Source organism: Magnetococcales bacterium, assembly GCA_015232395.1.
Lineage (GTDB): Bacteria > Pseudomonadota > Magnetococcia > Magnetococcales > JADFZT01 > JADFZT01.
The window spans coordinates 1-22,545 of sequence record JADFZT010000014.1 but is presented as its reverse complement, the minus strand read 5'-3'; the positions used below and the strand labels follow the sequence as shown (position 1 = coordinate 22,545).

The following is a 22,545-nucleotide window of genomic DNA, read 5'->3' as shown; positions in this document are numbered from 1 at the left end:
TATGACCGAATCAACGGAGCCTGTGGAAACCAAGGATGAGACCTCTTCCGAACCTCTGTCGGAAGAGAACACGTCTATGGACCCGGGCCCCTCCCAGGATGTAAAGCCTGAAAGCTGTGAAAACCCCAGGCAGGATGCCCAGGCCTCCTTTCCGGAAACTGAAACCAAATCGGAAGTGAAGCTGGAAGCTGAAACCAAACCGGAATCGAAGCCGGAAGCTGAAACCAAACCGGGAGCGAATCATTCCCAAGAGCAGAAGGGTGGCCGAAAAAAACGGGGTGGAGGCGACCGGGAAAATGTCATCGGAATACGTCTCCCCGGCTCCAGCATGACCTGGCGGATCAGAACCAAGCTCTACAACATCCGTACGGATGATGAAGTTTTTGTTGAAACTCGAAATGGCGAAGCCACAGCCCGGGTGATGTATCTCTCCTCCCCGGAGGTAAATGCCTCAAATATGGAGCCGGTTCCCGGACAGATCCTGCGGGTGGTGCGCAAGGTGACGGCGAAGGATCGAGAGGCCATGGCCTGGCGCACTGAAAAAGAACAAGAGGCCAAGGTCACCTGCAAGGAAGCCATCCGGGAGCTGAAACTGCCCATGAAGCTTTCCCGGGTGGAGTATCAATCGAGCGGCAATAAGGCGGTCTTTTATTTTACCGCTGAAAATCGAGTGGATTTTCGGGAGCTGGTACGCAAACTTGCGCGAGCCCTGCACATTCGGGTGGAAATGCGCCAGGTGGGGGTCCGGGATGAGAGCCGCCTGCTGGGTGGTCTGGGGCCATGTGGCGAGGCCCTTTGTTGTGTCAGCCATCTGAATAAATTTCATCCCGTATCGGTTCGTATGGCCAAAAACCAGGATCTCTCACTCAATCCCGATGCCATTTCCGGGGTGTGTGGGCGCCTGATGTGCTGCCTCGCCTTTGAAAATCAAAGCTATGTGGATGCCCGCAAAACCCTGCCCAAGATCAAAAACCGGGTCTGGAACCAACAGGGCCGGGAAGGGGTGGTCCGAGGCGTCCTGCCTTTGCAGGATAAGATCGAGGTGCAGTTTCCGGATGGTGAAACCGTTGTCACCTTCGCTTCCGAAATTTCCAGAACCCCCCCGCTGGATTCCACCCCCAAGGGAGAAGGGAAAACGCTTCCAGCCAGCCCGGCAGAGCCTCCCAAACAAACCCCCGCCCCCCAAGGGGAAAGTCGCAGACCCTCCAAACAGAACCAGGGTCGTAAAAGCCGAAACGCGCCACCTTCCGGCAAAAATCCTGGAAAAAGTTCCAAAAAAGGGGCTCCCCCCCCTTCCAGCCGAGGAAAACACGCTCCCGGTGGCCAGCCTGCACCCTCTTCCGCCAATCCGGAAGCACCCTCCCCTACGGACACCCTCTCCCCTTCCTCAACGGAGAAAGGGCCTGCTCCTTCTGGACAGGAGCTGGAAGCCAAGACGGCTTTACCGGGCAGTGATGAGGCGGCCAAAGAGACACCCAAAAAATCGGGTAAGCGCAGGCGGCGACGTCGCTCCCGCAGGCGACGTTCCTCTTCTGACGGGAATACCAAAGGCTCCGGAGGCAATCAACAGAACAAACCAGCCGCAAAAAGCCCGTCATGATCTGAAAAACCATCCGTGCACACCACCTTTTTCAATAAATTACACCGATTTTAATGTCCCATCCCTGCCATAGCCCCTGCCCTTGGTATTCCCAGCCGGGCCAAGCCTGCTACTGACAATGATCCAGTCAATCGTTCAACCCCATGGGATTCAGGGAGCCTTGGGCCAAACCGGTCTCTTGAAAAAGGGATTCAAGCTGGCAGGGCATTTTTTTAATTCCCCCAAACCGAATCGGTCTGTTTTTCCAGGATGGAGCCAGGAATGATTTTTGCCGACAGTCATGCCCATATCGATTTTCCTGATTTTAATCAGGATCTTGCCAAGGTAATGGAGCGCGCCTGGGAGTCGGGAGTGGGTTACGTTAACGTGATCGGAACGGATATAACGAAAACGAAACAGCTGCTCTCTCTCTGTGAGCAGTTTCCAAATGTCTATTGCAGTGCTGGAATCCACCCCCACAACGCTGGGCGTTTTCCGGATATCACCGTTGGCGAAATATTGGCAGCTGCCTCCCACACAAAAGTTCGGGCTATTGGCGAGACCGGGCTCGATTTTTTTTATGACAAGAGCCCGAAAGAGGTTCAAATCGAGGTGTTTCGCAGGCAGATTCAAGCAGCCCATGCGGCTGGGCTGCCATTGGTGATTCACTCCCGGGATGCCGAAGAGGTGACCCGGCAGGTGATGGAGGAGGAGCAGGCCCAGGCTTGTGGGGGGGTGATCCACTGCTTTACCGGCTCCGAAGAGTTTGCCCAGTGGGGAGTCGATCAGGGTTTTTACATCTCATTTTCCGGCATTGTCACTTTTCGCACCGCCCAGGCCTTGCGGGATGTAGCCAAAACCCTGCCCCTGGATCGCCTTCTGATTGAAACCGACGCCCCCTATCTGGCACCAGTTCCCCATCGGGGTAAGCGCAATGAGCCGGGTTTTGTTGTTCAGGTGGCTGAAACGTTGGCTCAGGTGAGGGATATTTCACTGGAGGAGGTGGCGCAAGCCACCACTGAAAACTATCGACGGCTCTTTGGAGTTGAAGGCTTTCCCCATGAAGAGGCCCAGGAGAAGGAAACGCCGGAAATTCTCGCCTATCCCATTGGCCGCGCTCTCTATCTCAACGTCACCCGGGGCTGCACCCTGAAGTGCACCTTTTGTCCCAAGTGGAGCCATCCCCAGGTACATGATTATGACCTCACCTTAAAGCGCAACCCCGATGCCCAGGCGTTGATCCAGGCCATGGGGGATCCGGGGCGCTATGAGGAGATTGTGTTTTGTGGGTTTGGGGAGCCGACTTTGCGTCTGGAGGTGATGCTGGCGGTGGCTCGGGAGGTCAAACGGCGGGGAGATATCCGGGTACGGCTCAATACGGACGGTTTGGCCAATCGGGTCTATGGCCGGGATGTCACCCCCCGCTTCAAGGGATTGATCGATGCGGTATCGGTCTCTCTCAACGCCCAGGATGAAGCCACGTATGATTGCCACTGCAAGCCGGCTTTTGGAGGGGCTTGGCAGGGCATGCTCGACTTTATCCGAGCCGCCAAAAAACATGTCCCGGAAGTGACCGCAACGGCTATCGATGGCTTGGAGGGGGTGGATATGGAAGCGTGCCGACGCTTGGCGGAAGATGAATTGGGCGTAGGGTTCAGAGCCCGTCATCTCAATCGGGTGGGGTGAATAGATTTTGATTTTATACGATCAAAAAAAGGTAGGGGTTTGGGGGAGTTCCCTCCCCCAAGGTTTTGATGTTAATTCTCAGTGACTGGTCCCAGCGGAACGGGTGACCTTGTTGTGAACGTTATATTTCCCCGAAGGCTTCTTCATGGGAATCCGCTTGATCTCTTCCAAGGTGTGGCCGTTGTAGATAATCAGCGCGCCATCCTTGTCCCAGATGGAAAGCAGCGCATGGCTGCCATCCCGGGTAAATTCGATATGGCCGGAAACCTTGCCGGGAGCGGGCCGCAGGGTTTTGACAATCTCCAACTTCGACTTGTCGATCACATGCATCGCGTCCCGGTTGGGTCCAAAAAAGACATCCACCCAGGCGTAGGGGCTGTTTTCGTGGCTGCGCATGAAAAATCCCGGCCCCAACGTCTCAATCCGCTTGATCACCTCCCAGGTTTCAAGATCAATCACCGATACCACCCCATCCTTGAGGTTGGGAGAGGCCATCACCTTGCGGCCCTGATATTCCCAGGTGATGCCTGAGCCCAGATGGGGCATGCCCGGCATGTCGATCTCAGCGGTTTTTTGGCCTGCATCCAGATCCACCACCTGCCCCGGTACGCCGGTTCGGGAAGCACCGATCAGATTTTTGTAGGACTGGTCGAAGAAAAAGTCATCCAGAGGCACTTCAACCTTGATTCGACGGGCTGAAAAAGGCCCCTTCTTTCCAGGAATCACCTCATTGCTGGCGGCATCCACCTGGCGGACTTTCAAGCCTGACTTTCCTTTTCCCCCATCCTGATAGGGAATTTCCCAAATTTCCGGAATATCCTTCAGCGCAGCGATAAAGCTGTTCCGGGGAGCGGCCGCATAGACCGCGCTCACCCGGGAGGAGTGACCGGCATCATCCACCACCGGAATCACCTGCACCGGCTCAAGCTTTTCACCATCCAGAATCACCAGGGTGTGGGGAAGATAGTTGGCAGCCATCACCCATTTGCCATCCCCCGAGACCGCCACGTTGCGGGTGTTGATACCCACCCGGATTTCCGCCACCAGCTCCAGGGAGTAGATGTCAAACTTTGAGACCCAACCATCCCGGGAGCCGAAATAGACGAAGCGTCCGTTGGGGCCATATTTGGGGCCACCGTGAAGGGCATAGCGGGAGGGAAAACGGTGGATGGGCTCAAAGCGATCCCCATCCAACAGCGTCACATGATGATCCCCCAGCTCCACCACCAGGAATAGATTGAACAGATCCGCCACTTTAAAGACCGGTTTGCCGGGAAGCGTGTCGGGTTCGTTGTGGATGATGTGACTGTCGATAATCTCCTTTTCCCCCCAGATCAACGGGGTATTGGGAGAGGTGTAGATATATTTGACCAGGGCGTCGATCTGATCCGGGGAGAGAATCTCCTTGAAGGGGGGCATCTGGGTGGCTACCCGCCCTTCGGCAATCACCCCCTTGGCCTTTTTCGCCCGCAGCCGGTGGAGGTTTTCCGGCAGCAGAGCCGGTCCCATGGCACCCAAGCGCTCGGGATGGTGACACTCGGAGCAGTGTTGGAGATATAGGGTGTGCACCCCCGGATCGGCCGGCTCCCCCTTGGCAATCGATTTGGCGGGGGCAGCCTCTACACTGGCTGGGGTGATCAAAGCAAAAAACAGACTGAAAAAGAGGATGGCTTTCATGGGGAAAGGGGCCTCGGAGGTTGGAAGTAAGGGAAAAGTGGATTTAAAACGCTGTGGATATTGAAAATTCTTAAAACGATTCTTTACGGCTTTGGTTTGCGCCATAACAGCCACGCCCCCCCCACCACCATGGGCAGGCTCAGCCACTGCCCCATGGACCAGGACATGGCCAGCAATCCCAGGTGGGCATCCGGCTCCCGGAAAAATTCCACCGAAAAGCGACACGCCGCATAGCCGATCAAAAATGCCCCCAACATAAATCCCGGCTTGCGGGGCTTCGAGCCCAACCACCAAAGCACCGAAAAAAGCACAATCCCTTCCAAAAAAGCTTCATACAGCTGGCTGGGATGGCGGGGAAGCGGGCCGGCCCCGGGAAAAACCATGCCCCAGGAGGAATCCGTCACCCGCCCCCAAAGCTCCCCGTTGATAAAATTGCCGATGCGACCCAAAAAAAGTCCCACGGGCACCACCGGAAAAACCAGATCCGCCAAAGCCAGGCAACCGATGTTCCAGCGTCGGGAAAAGAGCACACACGCCACCAACCCACCGATCAGCCCACCGTGAAAGGACATCCCCCCCTGCCAGATTTTAAGCACTGCCAATGGGTTATCCAGATAATAGGCGGGTTGATAAAAAACGATGTAACCAAACCGCCCCCCCAGCACCAACCCCAAAAGCGTCCAAACCGCAATATCCCCGATCAACTCCGAAGAGAGTTCAGGCATGATGCGACGGGCTCGAATCTGTAGCAGAGGCCAACCGGTCAGGAAGGCCAGGGTATACATGAAGCCATACCAGCGTACCGTGAGGGGACCGATGGCAAACAGAACGGGATCGATCTCGGGATAGACCATCATCCCTCTATCACCACTTCCGGTTGGGGCGATTCAGGGTAGCAGCCCAGCACTTTGAGGCTGGTGGTATAAAATTCCAGCTCTTCCATGGCCAAACGACAGGCGGCTTCCTTGGGGCGCCCCTGAAAATCGAGATAAAAATGGTAGGACCACTGTTTTTCCGCCACAGGCCGGGATTCCAGGCGGGTGAGGTTGACGCCGTTGGTGGCAAATCCCCCCAGACATTTATAGAGAGCGGCTGGAATGTTGCGAACTTCAAAGATCAGGCTGGTTTTACAAGGCACCCCCGGCGGCGGATCCTGAGGCTCCCGGGAGACCAGGATAAAGCGGGTGGTGTTCATGTGGCTGTCCTGGATCTCCCGTGCCAGAATGTCCAGGCCATAGAGTTCCGAGCAGAGCGCGCTTGCGACCGCTGCCTCGTCCAAACGCCCCCGCACCACCAAATCCTTGGCAGCCCCTGCGGTATCGTAAACACTCATTCGCTCCCAGGGATGGCTTTTGAGAAAAGAGTGGCACTGGGCCAAGGCCTGGGGATGGGAATAGACCGACTGAATATCCGTGATGGAGGCACCTGGCAGGGCCAGCAAAGCATGACGAACACTGAGAAAATGTTCACCGATGATGTGCAGATTTTGCTGAGCCAGGAGATCGTAGCTGTCACTCACCACCCCGGCCATGGAGTTTTCTACCGGGATCATGCCGATCTTGGCACGCCCCTCCTCCACCGCCACAAAAACATCTTCAAAAGATTTGCAGGAGAGATAGCTCCCCTCGGGAATTTTTTCCCGGGAGGCCTGTTCGCTGTAGGCCCCGGGCATGCCTTGAAAGGCGATGATTGGTTTGTCACTCATGAATTTTACCTGCCGGTCCCTACCGGCCCACTGTGTTCATCCATCAAGAGAGTCGGCAACGCCAAATCGGCAAACGCCACCCTCCCAAACCGGCTTGAAACAAAACCCCACCCCCTCTACCCTGCCGAAGCTGGGTCGTGCCCCAGGTCAACCCCCATTTTTTGTACCATGAAAGACCGAAAATAGAAGGATTTTTCATCGCCATGACTTGGGAGCCCCCTGCCCTTTCACTCCATCCGGCCATGGCCCACACCGGTCTTGAAACCCAACCCCACGCCCAAGCCCTGGCCCAGGCATTGGCGCTGCCGTGGCTGGGGGAGATGGATGATACCGAAGCAACCAAGCCTGCCCCCCCCTATACCCATCTGCTGGTGCTGACCCCCAAGGGCCTGGAACTCCGGCACCTGGGACAAACCCGACAACACCCCCTTTACATTGATTTTGTCGGAGGGCGGTTTGGGCATCGACGCCGGGGGGGAGGACGGCAGAGCCTGGCTCGGGCGGTGGGATTCAAGGGGGGGATCAAGCCTCGGGTGGTGGATGCCACTCCGGGTTTGGGGCGGGATGCCTTCCTGTTGGCAGCACTCGGTTGCCGGGTCGAGATGGTGGAGCGCTCCCCCATCATAGCTGCACTCCTGGCCGATGGTCTGAAGCGCGCCAGGGAGGCCCCGGAAACCCAAAAAATCGCCCGGGATCATCTCCATCTGGTCGTTGGAGATGCCCGGGCCTATCTGACCAACACGCCCACCACACAACGCCCCGATGTGGTCTATCTCGACCCCATGTATCCCCATCGGGATAAATCGGCCCTGGTCAAAAAGGAGATGCGCTGGCTGCGGGAGTTGGTGGGGAATGATTCCGATGCCCCCCAGCTTTTAGCCGTGGCCTTGGAGTCTGCCAAAAAACGGGTGGTGGTCAAACGCCCCCGACTGGCTCCCCCCCTTGAAGGCCCAGCGCCGGGGTTCATCATTCCAGGCCGCACCACCCGCTTCGATGTCTATCCCATCGCCAACACGGCTGAACCCGCGCTATAAACAGCTTCCACTTTTGCTGGTGTAGTAATTGCATGAACATCCGTGTAAATTTAGGTTCTTTTCTCATATCCGGATTCGACCCGGCGTTTTGATACATAGGCAAACCGCTCCCATGACCCCACTGCTCACTCCCACCGCTGCGGTATCGATCTCCTTTTTGGATCTGATCCTCACCCTCTCCCTGGCCTTTTTTGGCGGCCTGTGGCTGGTATTGATCTATCGCCTGAGCCACCGGGGGCTGACCTACGAGCGGTCGTTTTTGGTCACCCTGGTCTCCATCCCCCCCATCGTCGGGGTGATCATGCTGCTGATCGGCTCCAACCTGGCCCTCTCACTGGGCATGGTGGGGGCGCTCTCCATCATTCGTTTTCGGACGGTGATCAAAGATTCCCGGGATATGGTCTATCTTTTCTGGGGCATCTCGGTGGGGTTGGGGTGTGGCACCATGAACTGGATGGTCGCCCTGGTCTCTTCGGCTTTTTTGGGCGGAATGCTGATGCTGCTCCACTATCTGCACTACGGCAAACCCAAGCATATGGAATTTGTCTTGGTGGTGAACGGCGGCGGAGAGGTGATTGAAGAGCCTCTGTTCAACCTGATCAACCAGCACACCAGCCAATCCACCCTGCGCAATCTGGAAATCACCCCTACGGGTTGGGAGGTGGTGATGGAGGTGCGCTTCCAGGCGGATGGACTCGACACCCAGAAAAAACTCCTGGAGGAGATCCGCGCCCTGGATAAAATCAGCAACGTCTCCCTGCTGGCCCCCCACCTCTCCCTGCCGGTTTAACGGCCCGGTTGGTAAGCGATGCCCCAGAAATCCATCGAAGAGACCCCAGGCAACACCCCGGAGCCCCCTCTCCAGCCAAAACCGACTGGAGCGGCCGCCCCTGGACAATCGACCCCAAGCCCTCCCCGGCTTTTTTCCGATACCCTCCTTCGGCGTCTGACCCTCCTCAACACCGGGATACTACTCCTGGGATTGTTGGGGGTGCTCTCGGTGGGGGCGATCTATCGCAACAATATTATCGATCAACTCCAATCTTTCATGGCTTATGAATCAGCCAACTCCGAGAGTCTCGATCTACTGCGCGCCCTTTCGCCGGGTACCAGCAAACGAATCATCCACCCCCTCTTTGAACTCGCCATCAAACCAATCCATCTGCGAGACATGGAGCTGCATACCAAAAGCCTGGTAGCCGGACGGGTGCTCCTGGACAAGGACAAACGCTGGTATCCCGCCCGTTTCATGCATCAGGGGGAGAGCTTCAACGTCAAGGTGCGGGTGCGGGGGGATCTCAACAACCATTGGGACAAACCGAAAAAATCCCTGCGCATCAAGTTTAAGCGAAATCACTATTTCCAGGGGATGCGGCAATTCAACCTGGTGATTCCCGACGACAAGCAGTTTGAGCAGGAGCAGGTGGTCTATGAACAAGCCCGAAAACTAGGCCTCATGGTGCCTGAATCCGGTTTTGCCAAGGTCAAGATCAACCAGGTGGATCTGGGGCTCTATTTTTGGTTTGAACAGCCCGGCAAGGAGATGATTGAAAGGGGGGGCTATCCCCAAGGAGAGATCATTCGCTCCAGCGATACCCATATGGACACCAAATATCTCGGATTCGGGGTGTTCCAAGGATGGCCTACCCACCCCAGCGCCTACCGACACGTCATCCACCGTCAAACCCCAAAAGCCGGGATGATCGAGTCCCGTTTCCGGGAATTGCTGGCCCTGGACCGGGAGGCGGATGAGGCCACCTTTCAACGCCGGATTCCCCATCTATTGGATCTGGACAAATTTGTCCGCTGGAACGCCCTCATCTGGCTTTTCGGTGGCAGCCACGCCCAAACCTACGGCAACCTGCGCTGGTTTTACGACCCCACCCGGGGGCTGTTTGAGCCGATCCCCTATGATGTCAACATCCGCGATTTGAAACAATCTGGACGCCAAACATCGGCCTTTGATGTGGTCGAAACTCTGGAAAACGAAAACCAGGGGATGCTGGTTCGCCGAACGCTCAGAAACCCCGAAACCAGCTGGCAGCGCAACCGTATTCTCTACGATCTGATTGTCCAGGACGGCGAAAAAATCCTGGCCCGCATGGCCAGCCTCTATCAGGAAATCCGCGAGGGGCTGACAGTGGGTATCGGGCGTTTTAAGTTCAGCTATCTGGATGAACGCCACCAGGAACGCATACAGACCATCCGCTCCAACCTGGCCCTTCTGAAAAGCTGGCTCGAATATGGTCGGGTATTTCTGGAACCGGAATGGACTCAGACCGGGAAGCAAGGGACGCTTAAGATCGCCCTTTTTCCCGACTCCCTGGCCAAGCTCGGCCTCGACCGGCTCACCTTGACCTCGGCGACCCCCTCTCCCAAGGGGTGGCCCCAGCCGGAACGGATCGTGCTGGTGGATCCCCACGGGATGGAGCAGATCGTCCAGCCATCGGTTATCCGCAGCACCAAAAAAAATCTCGTCATTCAATTCAGCCAGCTCGATCTTTCCACCCATCGGGATGAAAAACTGCTGCCCCAACTGACCCAATGGCAGCTCCGTCTGACCTTTGATGACTTGACCACACCCCTTGGTCAACCCCTGATTGTGCAGGCTGGGTTGAGCAACCGCCTCTCCAACCAACCGATCTTACCCCACAGGATACGTCAAACCCCGGTGGCAACCCCCTCGCCCCCCTCTCCCCATCTCGACCCCTCCCGCTCCCCGGAAGCGTTTCTGGCGAACACCCCCCTGCCCTTCCATCACGACGGCCACAACTGGATCCTGGAAGCAGGCGAATACACCCTCACCAAAACCCTGGTGCTGCCGGATCGATATGGATTGCACCTCAAGCCCGGGGTGACCATCAAGATGGGTCCGAATGTCAGCCTGGTCAGCTACCGGGCGGTGGAGATGGCAGGCACAGCGGCAAAACCGATACGCATTCTGCCACTGGATCCCCATAAGCCCTGGGGGGTATTCGGGGTGGTCAATGCCACGGCCACTTCACACATCACCCACCTGGATATTTCCGGCGGCTCAGAGGCGTGGATCAACGGCATTTTCTTCTCCGGAGAACTCGATTTTTATGCCAGCCCCGTCCATCTGAACCAGATCACCGTTCGGGATGCCCGGGCTGATGATGGCTTGAACGTCAAAAAGAGCCAGATCGAAATTCTGCATAGCCGCTTCGTGGATAACGCCATGGATGGCTTTGATGGAGATTGGGTGACGGGAGTGGTGGCGGATAGCCTGTTCAAAAACAATGGCGGAGATGGTTTGGATCTATCCGGCTCAAAGATATTGGTGCGGGATTCCCTCTTCACCCACATGGGGGATAAGGCCATCAGCGCGGGGGAAAAGAGCGAGCTGGTGAGCCTCAACAATCGCCTGGAACACTCCAAAATGGGTCTGGCGGCGAAGGATCTCTCCCACGTCCGTCTGCTGGGGGGAGTGGTGCAGGAAAACCATCTGGGGATCGGCCTCTATCAGAAAAAACCAATCTTTGGCGGTGGTCGCGCCCAGGTGTTGGGGAGCCTCTTCAAAAACAATCAGACCGATCAACAGCTGGATCAGGTCTCCACCTTGACCCTGACCGGTGTCGGCCTTGAAAAACCGCCCCCCAGCCACCCCGGCCTCACCAGCGAAAAAATCCATATCGGTCACCTCAAGCAACTCTATCCCCTGGATGCCCAAGGCAATCCACTGCTGGACAGGAATCACCCCCAAGCGCTCGCTTTCACCAGGGGGCCAAAAATCCCGACAGAAAAATTCTTGGAGCACCCCCTCCCAGATCTATCCAACCATCCTGTAGGCCTGCTCACCCCCCTGACCCATCCCTCTGACGGATCCCCGAAACTCTCCACGCCCACCAGCCAACGGTGAGATGAGACCGGCATGCGCTTTGAGGCCAAATATCTTCTGGATCGGTTCAGCTATCACCGGGTGGTGAATGATCTACGGGGATTGGCCCGGCGGGATCATCACGGGGATGGTTTTGCAGGGGGCCGCTATCCGGTGCGCTCCCTCTATTTCGACACGGTAAATTATACCGCCTATGTCGAAAAGATGGCGGGGGTAACGCTGCGCAACAAGCTGCGACTGCGCAGTTATGGCCAGCAACGGCATCAATTCCCCTTCATCAAGGTAGAACAAAAGCAGCGCCATGGCCGCTTCATCCACAAGCTGGTCACCAAAGCCGATATCTCTCAGTATGATCGATTTATGGAGAGTGGCCGCTGGGGAGAGACGGATGATGGGCTGTTGCAGGATTTTGAAAAAATGGTCCGGATCAAAAATCTAAAACCCATGGTGCTGGTGGCTTATGAGCGGGAGGCGTGGAGTGCCAAGGATGGCAGTGGGGTGCGGCTCTCCTTTGATCACGATGTCCGCTATGGCCGCTGCAAGTGCCTGTTTGATACCACCACCCGACTGCGAAAAGATCTCGCCAACCGCATCGTATTTGAAATCAAGGCCTCCCGGGATGATATAGGGTGGGTCAACCGCCTGGTGCAGCGTCAGGATTTGGGACCGGTGCCCAACTCCAAATATGTCAACGGCATCGATCACACCAGCCAGGCGATCTGGGTGTAGGGCTTCGGACTTCCTCACCACTGACGGATCGTCCAAAACCGCTGCCATTGGCTCCAACCTGCGTCACCCGTGTTAAGATGCGGTGAACAATGCAAACTGTATCAATCAAGATGTATCACCAAACAATCTTTGCACAGGGAGAAGATCGTCTATAGCAATTCGAATCAAGAATTGGACATATGCCGTTGTACTTTTGCCGTCATTCCCGCGAAGGCGGGAATCCAGGGAGGCTGGCACGAACCTTTCCAAATCTTGCATCACTTTCAGCAAAACACCGGCCTTTCTTGAAGATTTGGTTTTTCCTTGAGGGCAATCATCAACTCCCTGGATCCCCGCCTTCGCGGGGATGACGAGGCAGGGAAAAGTGTCCAATTTTGAGATAGAACTGCTATATTTCCCCACGGCCAATCCCAGGGAGGTTCGTAGAGATGTCATCCAAACGTAAAATTGCTTTGCCGACAGTTGAAGAAAACAGCGAGATCAACCAGGGGATTGCTGGGGATCCAGACACCGCTGAACTCTCTGATGCCCAGTTTCAGCAATTGCAATTTCCCCAGGGGCAGCCTTTCACCACCCAGCGTAAAAAAATCCTCAACGAGCGACCCGCCGGTCATAAGGAACTCTCCAGCCGCTCCTAACGCAGTAATAAATCCCCACAGAGGGGGGTTTCGAACAGATGCCTCTTTGGATCAGCAAAAGCCGCTGCCATCAGCGCCAGCCCTTCAGCACCAAGCCCCTTACCAAAATAGTAGTAGCTCTTGAACACTTCCCGGGTGTGGGGTGCATAGCGGTCAAGATGTTCTATCAAGGCGGCGTTGGAGCCCTCTGCCACCACTTGTTCCACCCCATTTTCCCGGCACCAGGCAAAAAAATGGCTGAGACCGATTTCCAGATCCCGGGAATTCCCAGCAACCACATCCGCCACCAGAAGCCGCTCCCCTCGGGTCTGGCAAACCAACAGGCAGAGCGCTTTTGATCCCTGACGCCAAACAAAATAGAGCGGCTTGGCCAATGGATAGCTCTCCAACCGCCAGCGATAGAGTCTGGGGGAGCGGTGGATCGAAAAGGAGAGCCTGGCATTCAAAGCCCCCAGCAGCCCCTCCACCCCCGCCGGGAAGGTGTCGGTTACCTCCATATCCCCTTTTAATCGTTGCGCCCCATCCACCGATTCATCCACTGATCCAACCACCGGTTTATCCGACCCCTCCCCCCCCGGAGAAAAGGTCAAGCGGGTAATCTCGACTCCAAACCAGCGTTTACCCTGAACGGTCGCGTCCATCTCTGTTGATGGATAATAGGAGCCGGTAATATCGGTCAGCTTCAACCCTTTGCGCAACAGGGCGGCAGAGAGAAGGCCCGGACACGCCGGAAGCTTGCGCCATCCCGACCAATAGTTACCCACCAGCCCCTGCCCCCCCAAAATCATGGGCATGAAAAAATTGTAGCCGATACCTTGGGGGCGACCATCCACCCAGGCAAAAAAAGTTTCCGGCCTCCCCTCCCGCCAGGGATTGTCGGTGAAGGCGTGGCGGAAATAATCCGCAGAGGCGGCATAATCCTTTTCCGGCCGCAATAGATCTTCCAAGGCAAAAGCAGAGGCCTGAACCGGATCCCGTTCTGTTCCCTCCCCTGCCCCGCCCCGATCCTGTGCCGACGCTCCTGTTCCATCCTGATCCTGTAGCGACGCCCCTTGCTCCCTCAGATCACTGGCCGAAACCACCGCCATCCGATGCGATCCCCCCGCGCCCTCCTCTTGGGAACCATCGGTGACCGCCATCCCCTGACGTGCCCCCAGAAAGGCCTGGATCAGCTGACGGATAAAAACCCCCAAGGAAGGAGAGACATGCAATCGGCCCAGATGGCGTATGTGATGGTGGGTCACGGTATCATCTACTACATGGGCCACATCGCTCACCCAGAGAACCAACCGATATTTCAGCTCCCGGGCAACCAGAGAAAGATCATAAGCCAGAGGGTTGCCGTAAGTCCCGAACGGCACCGCAAAGATCGATGGCGTAAACCCATCAAGGCGCTTTTGGAAAACGTGATGGGAAAGGGCAACATCCTCCCGGACCTGCTCCTGAGAAAAGAGCCCCATGTTGCCGTGGCCCAGGCTGTGATTGGCCAGGGTAGCCAGGGAATCGTAGCGATACTCTCTCTCGATGGCGTCCCAGGAGAGATAGGCGCCCTCGCTGCCGATATCCGGATGTGCTTCAAGCAGCTCCTGAAAAAGGGGGGTAATCACCTGTTGGCGCATCACATCCGGGTGGGGGTGATGACCCTTGCTGTAGCGATAAAAAGAGCTGGCATCCAGGCGCAGCGCCTCCTCTTCCCCCAACGCTTGGGCGACCTGTCTGCGAATCCGCTCCGGGGAAAGTTTGGCGATGATCCAGTAAACCTGATCCCGCACCCCAAACCCCTGCTCGGTGATCTCCACACAGGGGCAGATGGCATAGGGGATCCCTTTGGTACGCAACCAGGGGGTGATCCGTCTGACAGAGCTGGAGGTGTCGTCAAAGGTGATGAAGGCGTTAAACCTGTTCGGCAAATTTCCCTCCAGGATATCCCCGAGGGAAACAAAACCGGCAAAACGGCCCACGATCCTGATTTGAAGTTTGAAAATAAACGGATGGACCGTGTGGAGCTGGTGGAAGGGATTATTGCGATCCACCGAGCCGATGCGGTGGTAGTTGAGCCCCAGGAGAAATGTTTGCTTCGACTCTTTCAGCCGCCCCAAAAAGCGACGCAGCTTCACCATCCTGGCGGTCCAATTCCATCTTCCCCCCCCCAAGGAATCACACTCCCCGGATGGTGTTGGCGAGATGATCAGCCAAGTGGCCGACACTTCGCAGCCAGCTCCTCATCTGGGACATGGCGGCGTCAGAGGACCAAATGAATTCAACATCGTGTTCCTCTTCCAGATAATCCTCTACCGCTACCAGCAAAGTCACCAAAGCTGCGGATTTCAGCACCTGGTTTTTGCCGATCAAGGGACTCTCTTCGGTCAGGTCGTCCCGATCCGGAAGAATATCCTGCAGTTCTTCCAGAAGAAACCGAAGCAGGGATTGCCGGAGATCATCGGGCGTTTGTTGATTATGGGATTGGGTCATCTGATTTTTTTCGGTTGGCCGTGGCCACAGGGCCGCAGAGTGAAAGTGAAACAGCCTTCTTTCCAGGAACTGATGCGGTGTGAAAGTCTATCATCCTCCAGCCATCATTTCGAGCCATTGTGCTTAAAGCAGGTTCCGACTTCCAACCCCCACAAGCAACACCATAGCGCCTCACGCCTTAGCTGCGATCTCTTTCAATACCGGCAGCACCCGTTGGCTGAAAAGCGCTTCCAACTCTCCTTCCGAAACCCCCTCCAGCCAGAGATTGGGCTCATAGTGTTCCAGGGTGCCAATCAGGGGGATATCTGGCCGCAAGACCTTCAGCAGCCGCGCCATAACCGCCATCTTCAGCAACCCCTCCCGGCTCCGCTCCCCATAGCCCGGATTGCAGGCCACCACTTCCAAGCCATGGCTGGGATGCAGGCGCACCAAAAGCCCATCTCCCCGCACCCGGACAGCTACCCCCCCGAACCGAAAGCGCACCAGCCGATTCTGCTCCGACCAGAGGGGGTAGAGATCCTGCCAACAGCGAAACCAGTCGGACCGGGCCGAAAGAGTCGCCAGGCGCGCGCAAAAGCTTTTCAAGGAGCGTCCCAGGTGGTGGAGCCCGGGGATGTTGCGGGGGTCTCCCCTCAGCTCCGTCAGCCGCTCCCGGGCGAATCGGGAAAAAAGTACCTGCCACAGCTCTTCCCGGGTTTTGATCGGGGTGTTTTGTGCCGGCTGCTCGATCAACCACTGCAACAGTGCCGTGGTGATGCGCTTGAAGTCACCCTTGAAGATCTCCCCGCCAGGAGAGGCTGCGGTGACACGCGTCGGCTTTTGCCACCAACCATCCTCCCCACAAGCCTGTACCAGCTCTTCCAGAGTGATGATCCTCCCTGGGGAGATGGAATCCGCCAGCCCGACAGAGCCAACCTCCTCCCATCGGGTCACCTCCAGAAATCCGCCCATCTCATCGGAGTCACAGGCCGGTTCCGAACCACCGACCGGTTGCAACTCCCCAGCCCGATCCGAAGCAAACGCCCCTGAGGACGCATTGATCCTGGCAGGCCCGGACTCTTCCGAAACGGGCAAGGCGACTTGATTTCCCGCCGATCCGGACTTTTCAGCGGCCAAGGGTGGGGAGGCCACATTTTCCTCGGAGCTGTTCAGGGCATATGCATCCAGCAGGCAGTTGAGGGACGCCAACCGCTCCCGCGCTTCCCCCTCCCGTTTTTCCCCTTTGAGCTTTTTTTTCGAATAGGGCATATCCAAAAGGGCCGCTTGCCCAGGGTCGAGCCCCTCACCACAGAGCCAAGCCAACGCCGCGGCCTCCCTGGCTGGATCCCTTAAACAGAGGATGGCCCGCAACAGGGATCGGCTCACCTGAGGGCAGCTTTTTTTTATTTTTTTTAAAAGTTTTTTTTCACCCTTTCTGAAAGCCCGCCCCCCCTGACCGGAAATCTTTCCACTCCCCTCCCCAAGCAACCGCTCCGCCAAACGCTGGAGAGGGGTATTCTGAGCTCCCTTCTCTGTTGATCGGCCAAGAGCCGCCACCCTCTCACCCAGCCGGGCTTGGAATCCATTTTCGGGTTCTTCAAGATGTCGCTCGCTCATGGTGGCTCTCCCTCACTCTCCACATGATGGCCAAAATAGAGCGGCAGGCCAAGCGTTTCCCAACATTCTCCCCTGACCATATCCGATTCCAACCCCCTCTTTCCTCACCAAGACCCCTTGCAACCATCCCCCCAGAAAAGGAGGATCCTATAGTGAATCTCCCACAACCCCAGCCTCATCCAGGATGACCGAAAAAACCGTGCCCGATAATCCCGACCAACTTTCCAAAAAACTCGACACCTGCATGATCCGGGACCGCCTGCGGTTGAGCCGACGCCTGAAAACGGTCCGGCAACGACTGAAAAAAGGGCAGCCCACCAGTCGTATGCTGGGGGAGATCAAGCAAGAGATTGACACTTCCCAGGCAGAGCGACAAAAACGGGCAGACCACCTCCCCACACCCCACTATCCTCCACAACTCCCCGTCGCCCAACGCCGGGAAGAGATCGCCAAGCTCATCAAGCAACACCAGGTGGTCGTGCTGTGTGGCGAAACCGGCAGCGGCAAAACCACCCAGCTACCCAAAATCTGCCTGGAAGCGGGCCGAGGCATCGGTGGCATCATCGGCATGACCCAACCCCGCCGCATCGCCGCCCGCTCCATCTCCCAACACCTGGCCCGGGAGATGAAAACCCGGGTGGGGGGTCAGGTGGGGTATAAGGTGCGTTTTACCGATCGTATGGGGCCGGAAACCTTCGTCAAGGTGATGACCGACGGCATCCTGCTGGCGGAGATCCAAGGGGATCGTTTCCTCAGCCAATATGACACCCTGATTCTCGACGAAGCCCACGAACGCTCCCTCAACATCGATTTTTTACTGGGATATCTGAAAAATCTTCTCCCCCGCCGCCGGGATCTCAAGCTCATCATCAGCTCCGCCACCCTGGACACCGATAAATTTTCCCGACACTTCCATAACGCCCCCATCATCGAAGTCTCTGGCCGTACCTACCCCGTGGAACTACGCTATCGCCCCTTGGGGGATGTTCCGGTGGATCCGGAAGAGATGGATGAGAGCGATCTGGAAAATGGCCTTCTCAAAGCGGTAGATGAGCTGTTTGGCCTGGGACCATCGGGGGATGTGCTGGTCTTTTTGCCGGGGGAGCGGGAAATTCGGGAGATGACCCGGATTCTCAAAAAGCGCTATCCCACCGGCACCGAGATAGTCCCCCTCTTCGCCCGCCTGCCGCTGTCGGAACAAAACCGGGTATTCGAATCCGGCCACCACCGCCGGGTGGTGCTCGCCACCAATGTCGCGGAAACCTCCATCACCGTGCCCGGCATCCGCTATGTGGTGGATTCAGGACTGGCCCGCATCAGCCGCTTTGGGGGGCGCAGCCAGGTGAAGCGGCTGCCGGTGGAGCGCATCGCCCAATCCTCGGCTGATCAGCGCAAGGGACGTTGTGGCCGGCTTTCGGAAGGGGTATGCATTCGACTTTTTTCCGAAGCGGACCATCTGGATCGCCCCAAATATACCGATCCGGAAATTTTGCGCACCTCCCTGGCGGCGGTGATTCTGCAACTGAAGGCGTTCAAGCTGGGAGAGATCGAATCCTTTCCATTCGTCGATCCCCCGGAAAAAAGCGCCATTCGCGGCGGCATTCGCCTGCTGGAAGAGCTGGGTGCCCTTACCCCGGATGGAAATCTCACCGAGATTGGCCGTCAGCTCGCCCGACTCCCCATTGAGCCCCGGCTGGGACGGATGATTTTGGCTGGCCATGAACAACGGGCACTCACCGAAATGCTCATCATCGCCTCGGCCCTCACCCTTCAGGATCCCCGGGAGCGCCCCCAGGAAAAACGCCAGGCGGCTGATGAAAGCCACAACCGCTGGCAAGATCCCAAATCCGATTTTCTCTCCCTCCTCAAGTTGTGGAACTATCTCAAGGAAGAGGAAAAGCGTGCCCCCTCGAAAAATCAATTCCGCAAAGGGCTCAAAGAACAATATCTCTCTTTCCCCCGCATTCGGGAGTGGCGGGAAATCCACAACCAGCTTTTCCAGCAGGTGGAAGAGTTGGGATTGACGCCAAACACCTCAGAGGCCGGATATGCGGATATTCATAAATCGATTCTGGCCGGGCTCGCCGGGCATGTGGGGCTCAAGTCGGAAAAACATGAATTTACCGGTACCCGGGAGATGCGTTTTCACATTTTTCCCGCTTCCAATCTTTTCAAAAAACCGCCCCTCTGGGTCGTTGCCGGTGAGCTGGTGGAGACCTCCCGCCTCTATGCCCGCACCGTGGCTGCCATCGAACCCGAGTGGATCGAAATGGTAGCGGGCCACCTGTGCAAAAAAAGCCACTCCGATCCCCACTGGGAAAAAAAAGAGGGACGGGTGGTGGCTTTCGAGCGGGTGACCTTTCAGGGGTTGGTGATTATTCCCCGTCGCCGGATTCATTTTGGCCCTATTGATCCGAAGATGGCCCGGGAGTTGTTCATTCGACAAGCGCTGATCCGGGGGGAGATGCGCTCCAATGCCCCCTTTTTCGTGCACAACCAAAAATTGCTCCAGGAAATTGAAGAGCTGGAGAGCAAATCCCGACGCCGTGATCTGATGGTGGACGAAGAGGCCCTGGTGCCTTTTTTTGATGAGCGCCTACCTCCGGAAATCACCGATGTCCGCCACTTTGACCGATGGCGCAAGCAGGCGGAACGCAAAACACCCCGATTGCTTTTTTTCACCCGGGAGCAGCTCATGCGCCATGCCGGGAGCGGCATTACAGAAGACCTCTATCCCGGTCACTTGCGCGTGGCAGGCCGGGAGTATCCCCTGGAATATCACTTTGATCCCGGCAAAGGGGGAGATGGCCTGAGCGTCCGGGTGCCCCTGGCTCTGCTCAATCAGCTCCCCCCCGCTCCCTTTGAATGGCTGGTGCCGGGATTTTTGCCGGAAAAAATCGTAGCGCTATTGAAGCTCTTGCCCAAATCCCTGCGCAAACCCCTGGTTCCGCTGCCCCATACGGTGGAAAAAATCATGCCCCACCTCAAACCGGGTAGAGATCCCCTCTGCCAGGCCCTGGGATTCGCAATCAAACAGGTGCGCGGGATGGAGATCTCTCCCGAGGCGTGGCGGGAGGATGAGCTGGCGGATCACCTGCGGATCAATTTTCTTGTTTTTGATCCCAAGGATGGCCGTACGGTGGTGCAGGGGCGTGATCTTCAGGCCATCAAGTTGAGCCAGGGGGGAGAAGCGAAGGCCAGTTTTCAAAAGCTCCCCAAAGCGGATTTTGAGCGGGAGAAGATTACCCGCTGGGATTTTGATCGACTGCCTGAGCGAGCCTCTTTTCCCACGGAGCAGGGGGAGGTGGAAGGTTTTCCGGCGCTGCGGGATGAGGGATCCCGGGTCTCCCTCAGGTTGATGGATGATCCGATTCAGGCGCAGTTGAGCCACAAGGAAGGGCTGATTCGGCTATTCATGCTACAGCTTTCCCAGCAGATGCGGCATCTGGGCAACAGCGTACCCAAGGATCGCACCCTCTGCCAGGCCCATGCCACCCTGGGGCCTTGTAGCGCTCTGAAGGAGGATATTCTGCGCAAAGGAATCGAACGGGTATTTTTACCGGATGGCTCTCCGGAGATTCGGGATGGAGAGACTTTTCAGAGTCGTTTACAAAAAGGACGCGCACATATTGTCACTGAAACCGAAAAAACCGCGCGCCTGGCGGGGTCGATTTTGACTCCCTATCATGGCTTGACCAAAATCCTGGCCCATCCCAAATCCCCGGCCATCCGTAGCGCCGTACCGGAAATCCGGGAGCACCTGACCCACTTGATCGCCCCGGGATTCATGCGCCACACCCCGGAACGCTGGCTCAAACACCTCCCCCGCTACCTGAAAGGCATCTCCCTGCGCCTGGAACGCCTCAACCATGCTCCCACCAAGGATACCGCCAAAAAGGCCCTGATACGGCCTCTCTGGAAGGTTTGCCTGGAGCGCATGGCCAGACACCAAAAAAACGGTACCCACGATCCAGAGCTGATTTTATACCGTTGGATGCTGGAAGAGTTTCGCGTTTCCCTTTTTGCCCAGGAGCTGGGCACCTCGGTACCGGTCTCAGAAAAACGACTGAATCAACAATGGATCAAGGTCAAACCTTGACGCGGGGTTCAAATACGGGTAGAAGATACGGGCTTTTGAGGGGGCCTATAGCTCAGTTGGTTAGAGCGCACGCCTGATAAGCGTGAGGTCAGTGGTTCAAATCCACTTAGGCCCACCATCCTTTCCCCCGCCCGATATGAAGCCTCCCGGTGTTGTATTGAGCCTGATTTTTCCAAGGCGCACCTTTTCAGGGAGGACCAATCTGGAGCTTCCCAACCCTCCGGTATATCAAATCAGGGAAAGGCCTTACGTGATGGGGGTGTAGCTCAGATGGGAGAGCACCTGCTTTGCAAGCAGGGGGTCACCGGTTCGATCCCGGTCATCTCCACCAATTAAATCAACAAGTTACAACTAGTCAGACCTCCCCAGCAAAAAAACAAAGTTACCAAAAAGTTACCAAAAAGTTACCAAAAAGTTACCACGCAAAAACAGCACCCACCCCGGCAGGGGTTATTTTTTGACCCTCTTGACCGTCGCCCCCCGCTGGACCCACCCATATCACCTTTTCCGGCTATACCGCACCCCCTCTTTGGCCTCAACGGTTCCCATGTTGACTTTAAAATGCTCGGCCTGCCGCCGAAAGCTCTGGAAATATGAAAAACTGGGCAAAGGAGAAGTGCTTCGATGCCACAAAACCCGTATCAAAAAAATGTATGAAGCCGTACAGCAGGATGGAAAAATTCACTGCGCCTGCGGTCGCCCCGTTGGCATCGACAAAGGAAGCCATTTCAGCATGGATAGAAAAGCCTTCACCTACTCCGGCAACAAGGTCTCCAAGCTATAGCGTGGAGGATGCAAGGGAGGAGCATGGCATGGGTGGAGGATGCGTTGGAACAGAGGGGCGAGCCACCGGATGATTCCCATCACTACCGTGATCCCAACCGTCATGAGCCGTTTAAAAAAGCTGCCCTTGGGCCACGGGCTGGACCTGCGCACCTACAAACGCAACCGCTCAGTGTTGATCATACGCGAGGCTGAGGAAAAACTGAGCGTGATTCAGAACGGATTTGGCCAGGAGCGCTTTGAAACATCCACCAGCAATCTGCCACGCCTCTTGAAAAAGTTGTTGAAAAAAGAGTTCCCCCGCAGCAACAAAGTCAGAATTTATTCCGTCGATGAGAGTGGCCGGGAGATTCCCAGGAAAATTTAACGTTAAGTTTCTGCTGGTTTTTTTTACCTTCCCACCCCCCCCTCACAAGAGGGCGGCTCATTCCAAACCAAACGCCTTCACCAGCCAAACCGCCATCTCCGCCCGGTTGATGGTGAGGCTGGGACAGTAATTCCCGGCTGCACACTCCCGGGTGGTATCCAGGGTGTCGGTGGCAAACCCTTCATTGTAGAGCTGTTCGATAAAGTTTCCGGCCCAATAATCGGCCGAAATATCCCCATACACCGTGCCGGAGGCCGTTGGTGGGGAATAGTCAGAGCCATATTTGGTGCGCAGCAGAAAGATCGCCATCTCCGAACGGGT

Annotated in this window: 17 protein-coding genes and 2 tRNA genes; 12 read left to right on the top strand and 7 right to left on the bottom strand. The window is 56.6% G+C overall.

Annotated elements, in window-relative coordinates:
* The first annotated feature begins 1 nt into the window (after position 1).
* Both HQL52_06055 and HQL52_06050 read left to right on the top strand, forming a co-directional pair.
* A complete protein-coding gene (locus tag HQL52_06055; protein ID MBF0369006.1) occupies positions 2-1,600 on the top strand; it encodes a hypothetical protein in 1,599 nt (532 codons plus the stop codon).
* A gap of 261 nt (positions 1,601-1,861) precedes the next feature.
* Positions 1,862-3,265: a YchF/TatD family DNA exonuclease gene (locus tag HQL52_06050; protein MBF0369005.1), complete on the top strand. Its 1,404-nt coding sequence runs from the start codon at positions 1,862-1,864 to the stop codon at positions 3,263-3,265.
* A gap of 78 nt (positions 3,266-3,343) precedes the next feature.
* On the opposite strand, the gene HQL52_06045 is transcribed toward HQL52_06050, so the two are convergent.
* From HQL52_06045 to pheA, 3 genes are all read right to left on the bottom strand, one after another.
* Positions 3,344-4,942: a c-type cytochrome gene (locus HQL52_06045; protein ID MBF0369004.1), complete on the bottom strand. Its 1,599-nt coding sequence runs from the start codon at positions 4,940-4,942 to the stop codon at positions 3,344-3,346.
* Positions 4,943-5,025: 83 nt separating this feature from the next.
* Positions 5,026-5,799 carry a prolipoprotein diacylglyceryl transferase gene (locus HQL52_06040; GenBank protein MBF0369003.1) on the bottom strand — a complete coding sequence of 258 codons (774 nt, stop codon included), beginning with the start codon at positions 5,797-5,799 and terminating at the stop codon, positions 5,026-5,028.
* On the bottom strand, positions 5,796-6,647 hold the full coding sequence (pheA, locus tag HQL52_06035) for a prephenate dehydratase (GenBank protein MBF0369002.1): 852 nt from the start codon (positions 6,645-6,647) through the stop codon (positions 5,796-5,798). The genes HQL52_06040 and pheA overlap by 4 nt, the downstream gene beginning before the upstream one ends.
* Positions 6,648-6,889: 242 nt before the next feature.
* Between pheA and HQL52_06030 the strand changes: the two genes are divergently transcribed.
* From HQL52_06030 to HQL52_06010, 5 genes are all read left to right on the top strand, one after another.
* Positions 6,890-7,681 carry a class I SAM-dependent methyltransferase gene (locus tag HQL52_06030; GenBank protein ID MBF0369001.1) on the top strand — a complete coding sequence of 264 codons (792 nt, stop codon included), beginning with the start codon at positions 6,890-6,892 and terminating at the stop codon, positions 7,679-7,681.
* A gap of 112 nt (positions 7,682-7,793) precedes the next feature.
* Complete coding sequence (locus HQL52_06025; GenBank protein ID MBF0369000.1) at positions 7,794-8,471, top strand: DUF4956 domain-containing protein; 678 nt, start codon at positions 7,794-7,796, stop codon at positions 8,469-8,471.
* Between the two features lie 18 nt (positions 8,472-8,489).
* Complete coding sequence (locus HQL52_06020) at positions 8,490-11,561, top strand: CotH kinase family protein (protein ID MBF0368999.1); 3,072 nt, start codon at positions 8,490-8,492, stop codon at positions 11,559-11,561.
* A 12-nt stretch (positions 11,562-11,573) separates the two neighbouring features.
* Entirely contained in the window at positions 11,574-12,269 is a 696-nt protein-coding gene (locus HQL52_06015) for a polyphosphate polymerase domain-containing protein (protein ID MBF0368998.1), read from the top strand.
* Positions 12,270-12,697: 428 nt separating this feature from the next.
* Positions 12,698-12,907, top strand: a complete 210-nt coding sequence (locus HQL52_06010) for a hypothetical protein (protein MBF0368997.1) — start codon at positions 12,698-12,700, stop codon at positions 12,905-12,907.
* On the opposite strand, the gene HQL52_06005 is transcribed toward HQL52_06010, so the two are convergent.
* The 3 genes from HQL52_06005 to HQL52_05995 form a co-directional block, all read right to left on the bottom strand.
* A complete protein-coding gene (locus HQL52_06005) occupies positions 12,904-15,027 on the bottom strand; it encodes a polysaccharide deacetylase family protein (GenBank protein ID MBF0368996.1) in 2,124 nt (707 codons plus the stop codon). The genes HQL52_06010 and HQL52_06005 overlap by 4 nt on opposite strands.
* A gap of 37 nt (positions 15,028-15,064) precedes the next feature.
* On the bottom strand, positions 15,065-15,379 hold the full coding sequence (locus HQL52_06000) for a hypothetical protein (protein MBF0368995.1): 315 nt from the start codon (positions 15,377-15,379) through the stop codon (positions 15,065-15,067).
* Between the two features lie 171 nt (positions 15,380-15,550).
* Positions 15,551-16,975, bottom strand: coding sequence for a hypothetical protein (locus tag HQL52_05995; protein ID MBF0368994.1), 1,425 nt, complete (start codon positions 16,973-16,975; stop codon positions 15,551-15,553).
* A 184-nt stretch (positions 16,976-17,159) separates the two neighbouring features.
* Between HQL52_05995 and hrpA the strand changes: the two genes are divergently transcribed.
* The 5 genes from hrpA to HQL52_05970 all read left to right on the top strand — a co-directional run bounded on the left by hrpA (position 17,160) and on the right by HQL52_05970 (position 22,224).
* Complete coding sequence (hrpA, locus tag HQL52_05990; protein MBF0368993.1) at positions 17,160-21,074, top strand: ATP-dependent RNA helicase HrpA; 3,915 nt, start codon at positions 17,160-17,162, stop codon at positions 21,072-21,074.
* A gap of 41 nt (positions 21,075-21,115) precedes the next feature.
* Positions 21,116-21,192, top strand: a tRNA-Ile gene (locus HQL52_05985).
* A gap of 137 nt (positions 21,193-21,329) precedes the next feature.
* Positions 21,330-21,405 (top strand) — tRNA-Ala (locus HQL52_05980).
* 216 nt (positions 21,406-21,621) lie between these two features.
* On the top strand, positions 21,622-21,858 hold the full coding sequence (locus HQL52_05975; GenBank protein ID MBF0368992.1) for a hypothetical protein: 237 nt from the start codon (positions 21,622-21,624) through the stop codon (positions 21,856-21,858).
* 69 nt (positions 21,859-21,927) lie between these two features.
* A complete protein-coding gene (locus HQL52_05970; GenBank protein ID MBF0368991.1) occupies positions 21,928-22,224 on the top strand; it encodes a hypothetical protein in 297 nt (98 codons plus the stop codon).
* A gap of 57 nt (positions 22,225-22,281) precedes the next feature.
* On the opposite strand, the gene HQL52_05965 is transcribed toward HQL52_05970, so the two are convergent.
* The coding region (locus tag HQL52_05965) for a hypothetical protein (GenBank protein ID MBF0368990.1) at positions 22,282-22,545 on the bottom strand (264 nt) is incomplete at its 5' end.

What these genes read in the sequence shown, in the direction of transcription:
- HQL52_06055 (MBF0369006.1), top strand. Translation starts at nt 2, where the DNA reads ATGACCGAATCAACGGAGCCTGTGGAAACCAAGGATGAGACCTCTTCC.
- HQL52_06050 (MBF0369005.1), top strand. Translation starts at nt 1,862, where the DNA reads ATGATTTTTGCCGACAGTCATGCCCATATCGATTTTCCTGATTTTAAT.
- HQL52_06045 (MBF0369004.1), bottom strand. Translation starts at nt 4,942, where the DNA reads ATGAAAGCCATCCTCTTTTTCAGTCTGTTTTTTGCTTTGATCACCCCA.
- HQL52_06040 (MBF0369003.1), bottom strand. Translation starts at nt 5,799, where the DNA reads ATGATGGTCTATCCCGAGATCGATCCCGTTCTGTTTGCCATCGGTCCC.
- pheA (MBF0369002.1), bottom strand. Translation starts at nt 6,647, where the DNA reads ATGAGTGACAAACCAATCATCGCCTTTCAAGGCATGCCCGGGGCCTAC.
- HQL52_06030 (MBF0369001.1), top strand. Translation starts at nt 6,890, where the DNA reads ATGGCCCACACCGGTCTTGAAACCCAACCCCACGCCCAAGCCCTGGCC.
- HQL52_06025 (MBF0369000.1), top strand. Translation starts at nt 7,794, where the DNA reads ATGACCCCACTGCTCACTCCCACCGCTGCGGTATCGATCTCCTTTTTG.
- HQL52_06020 (MBF0368999.1), top strand. Translation starts at nt 8,490, where the DNA reads ATGCCCCAGAAATCCATCGAAGAGACCCCAGGCAACACCCCGGAGCCC.
- HQL52_06015 (MBF0368998.1), top strand. Translation starts at nt 11,574, where the DNA reads ATGCGCTTTGAGGCCAAATATCTTCTGGATCGGTTCAGCTATCACCGG.
- HQL52_06010 (MBF0368997.1), top strand. Translation starts at nt 12,698, where the DNA reads ATGTCATCCAAACGTAAAATTGCTTTGCCGACAGTTGAAGAAAACAGC.
- HQL52_06005 (MBF0368996.1), bottom strand. Translation starts at nt 15,027, where the DNA reads ATGGTGAAGCTGCGTCGCTTTTTGGGGCGGCTGAAAGAGTCGAAGCAA.
- HQL52_06000 (MBF0368995.1), bottom strand. Translation starts at nt 15,379, where the DNA reads ATGACCCAATCCCATAATCAACAAACGCCCGATGATCTCCGGCAATCC.
- HQL52_05995 (MBF0368994.1), bottom strand. Translation starts at nt 16,975, where the DNA reads ATGAGCGAGCGACATCTTGAAGAACCCGAAAATGGATTCCAAGCCCGG.
- hrpA (MBF0368993.1), top strand. Translation starts at nt 17,160, where the DNA reads ATGACCGAAAAAACCGTGCCCGATAATCCCGACCAACTTTCCAAAAAA.
- HQL52_05975 (MBF0368992.1), top strand. Translation starts at nt 21,622, where the DNA reads ATGTTGACTTTAAAATGCTCGGCCTGCCGCCGAAAGCTCTGGAAATAT.
- HQL52_05970 (MBF0368991.1), top strand. Translation starts at nt 21,928, where the DNA reads ATGATTCCCATCACTACCGTGATCCCAACCGTCATGAGCCGTTTAAAA.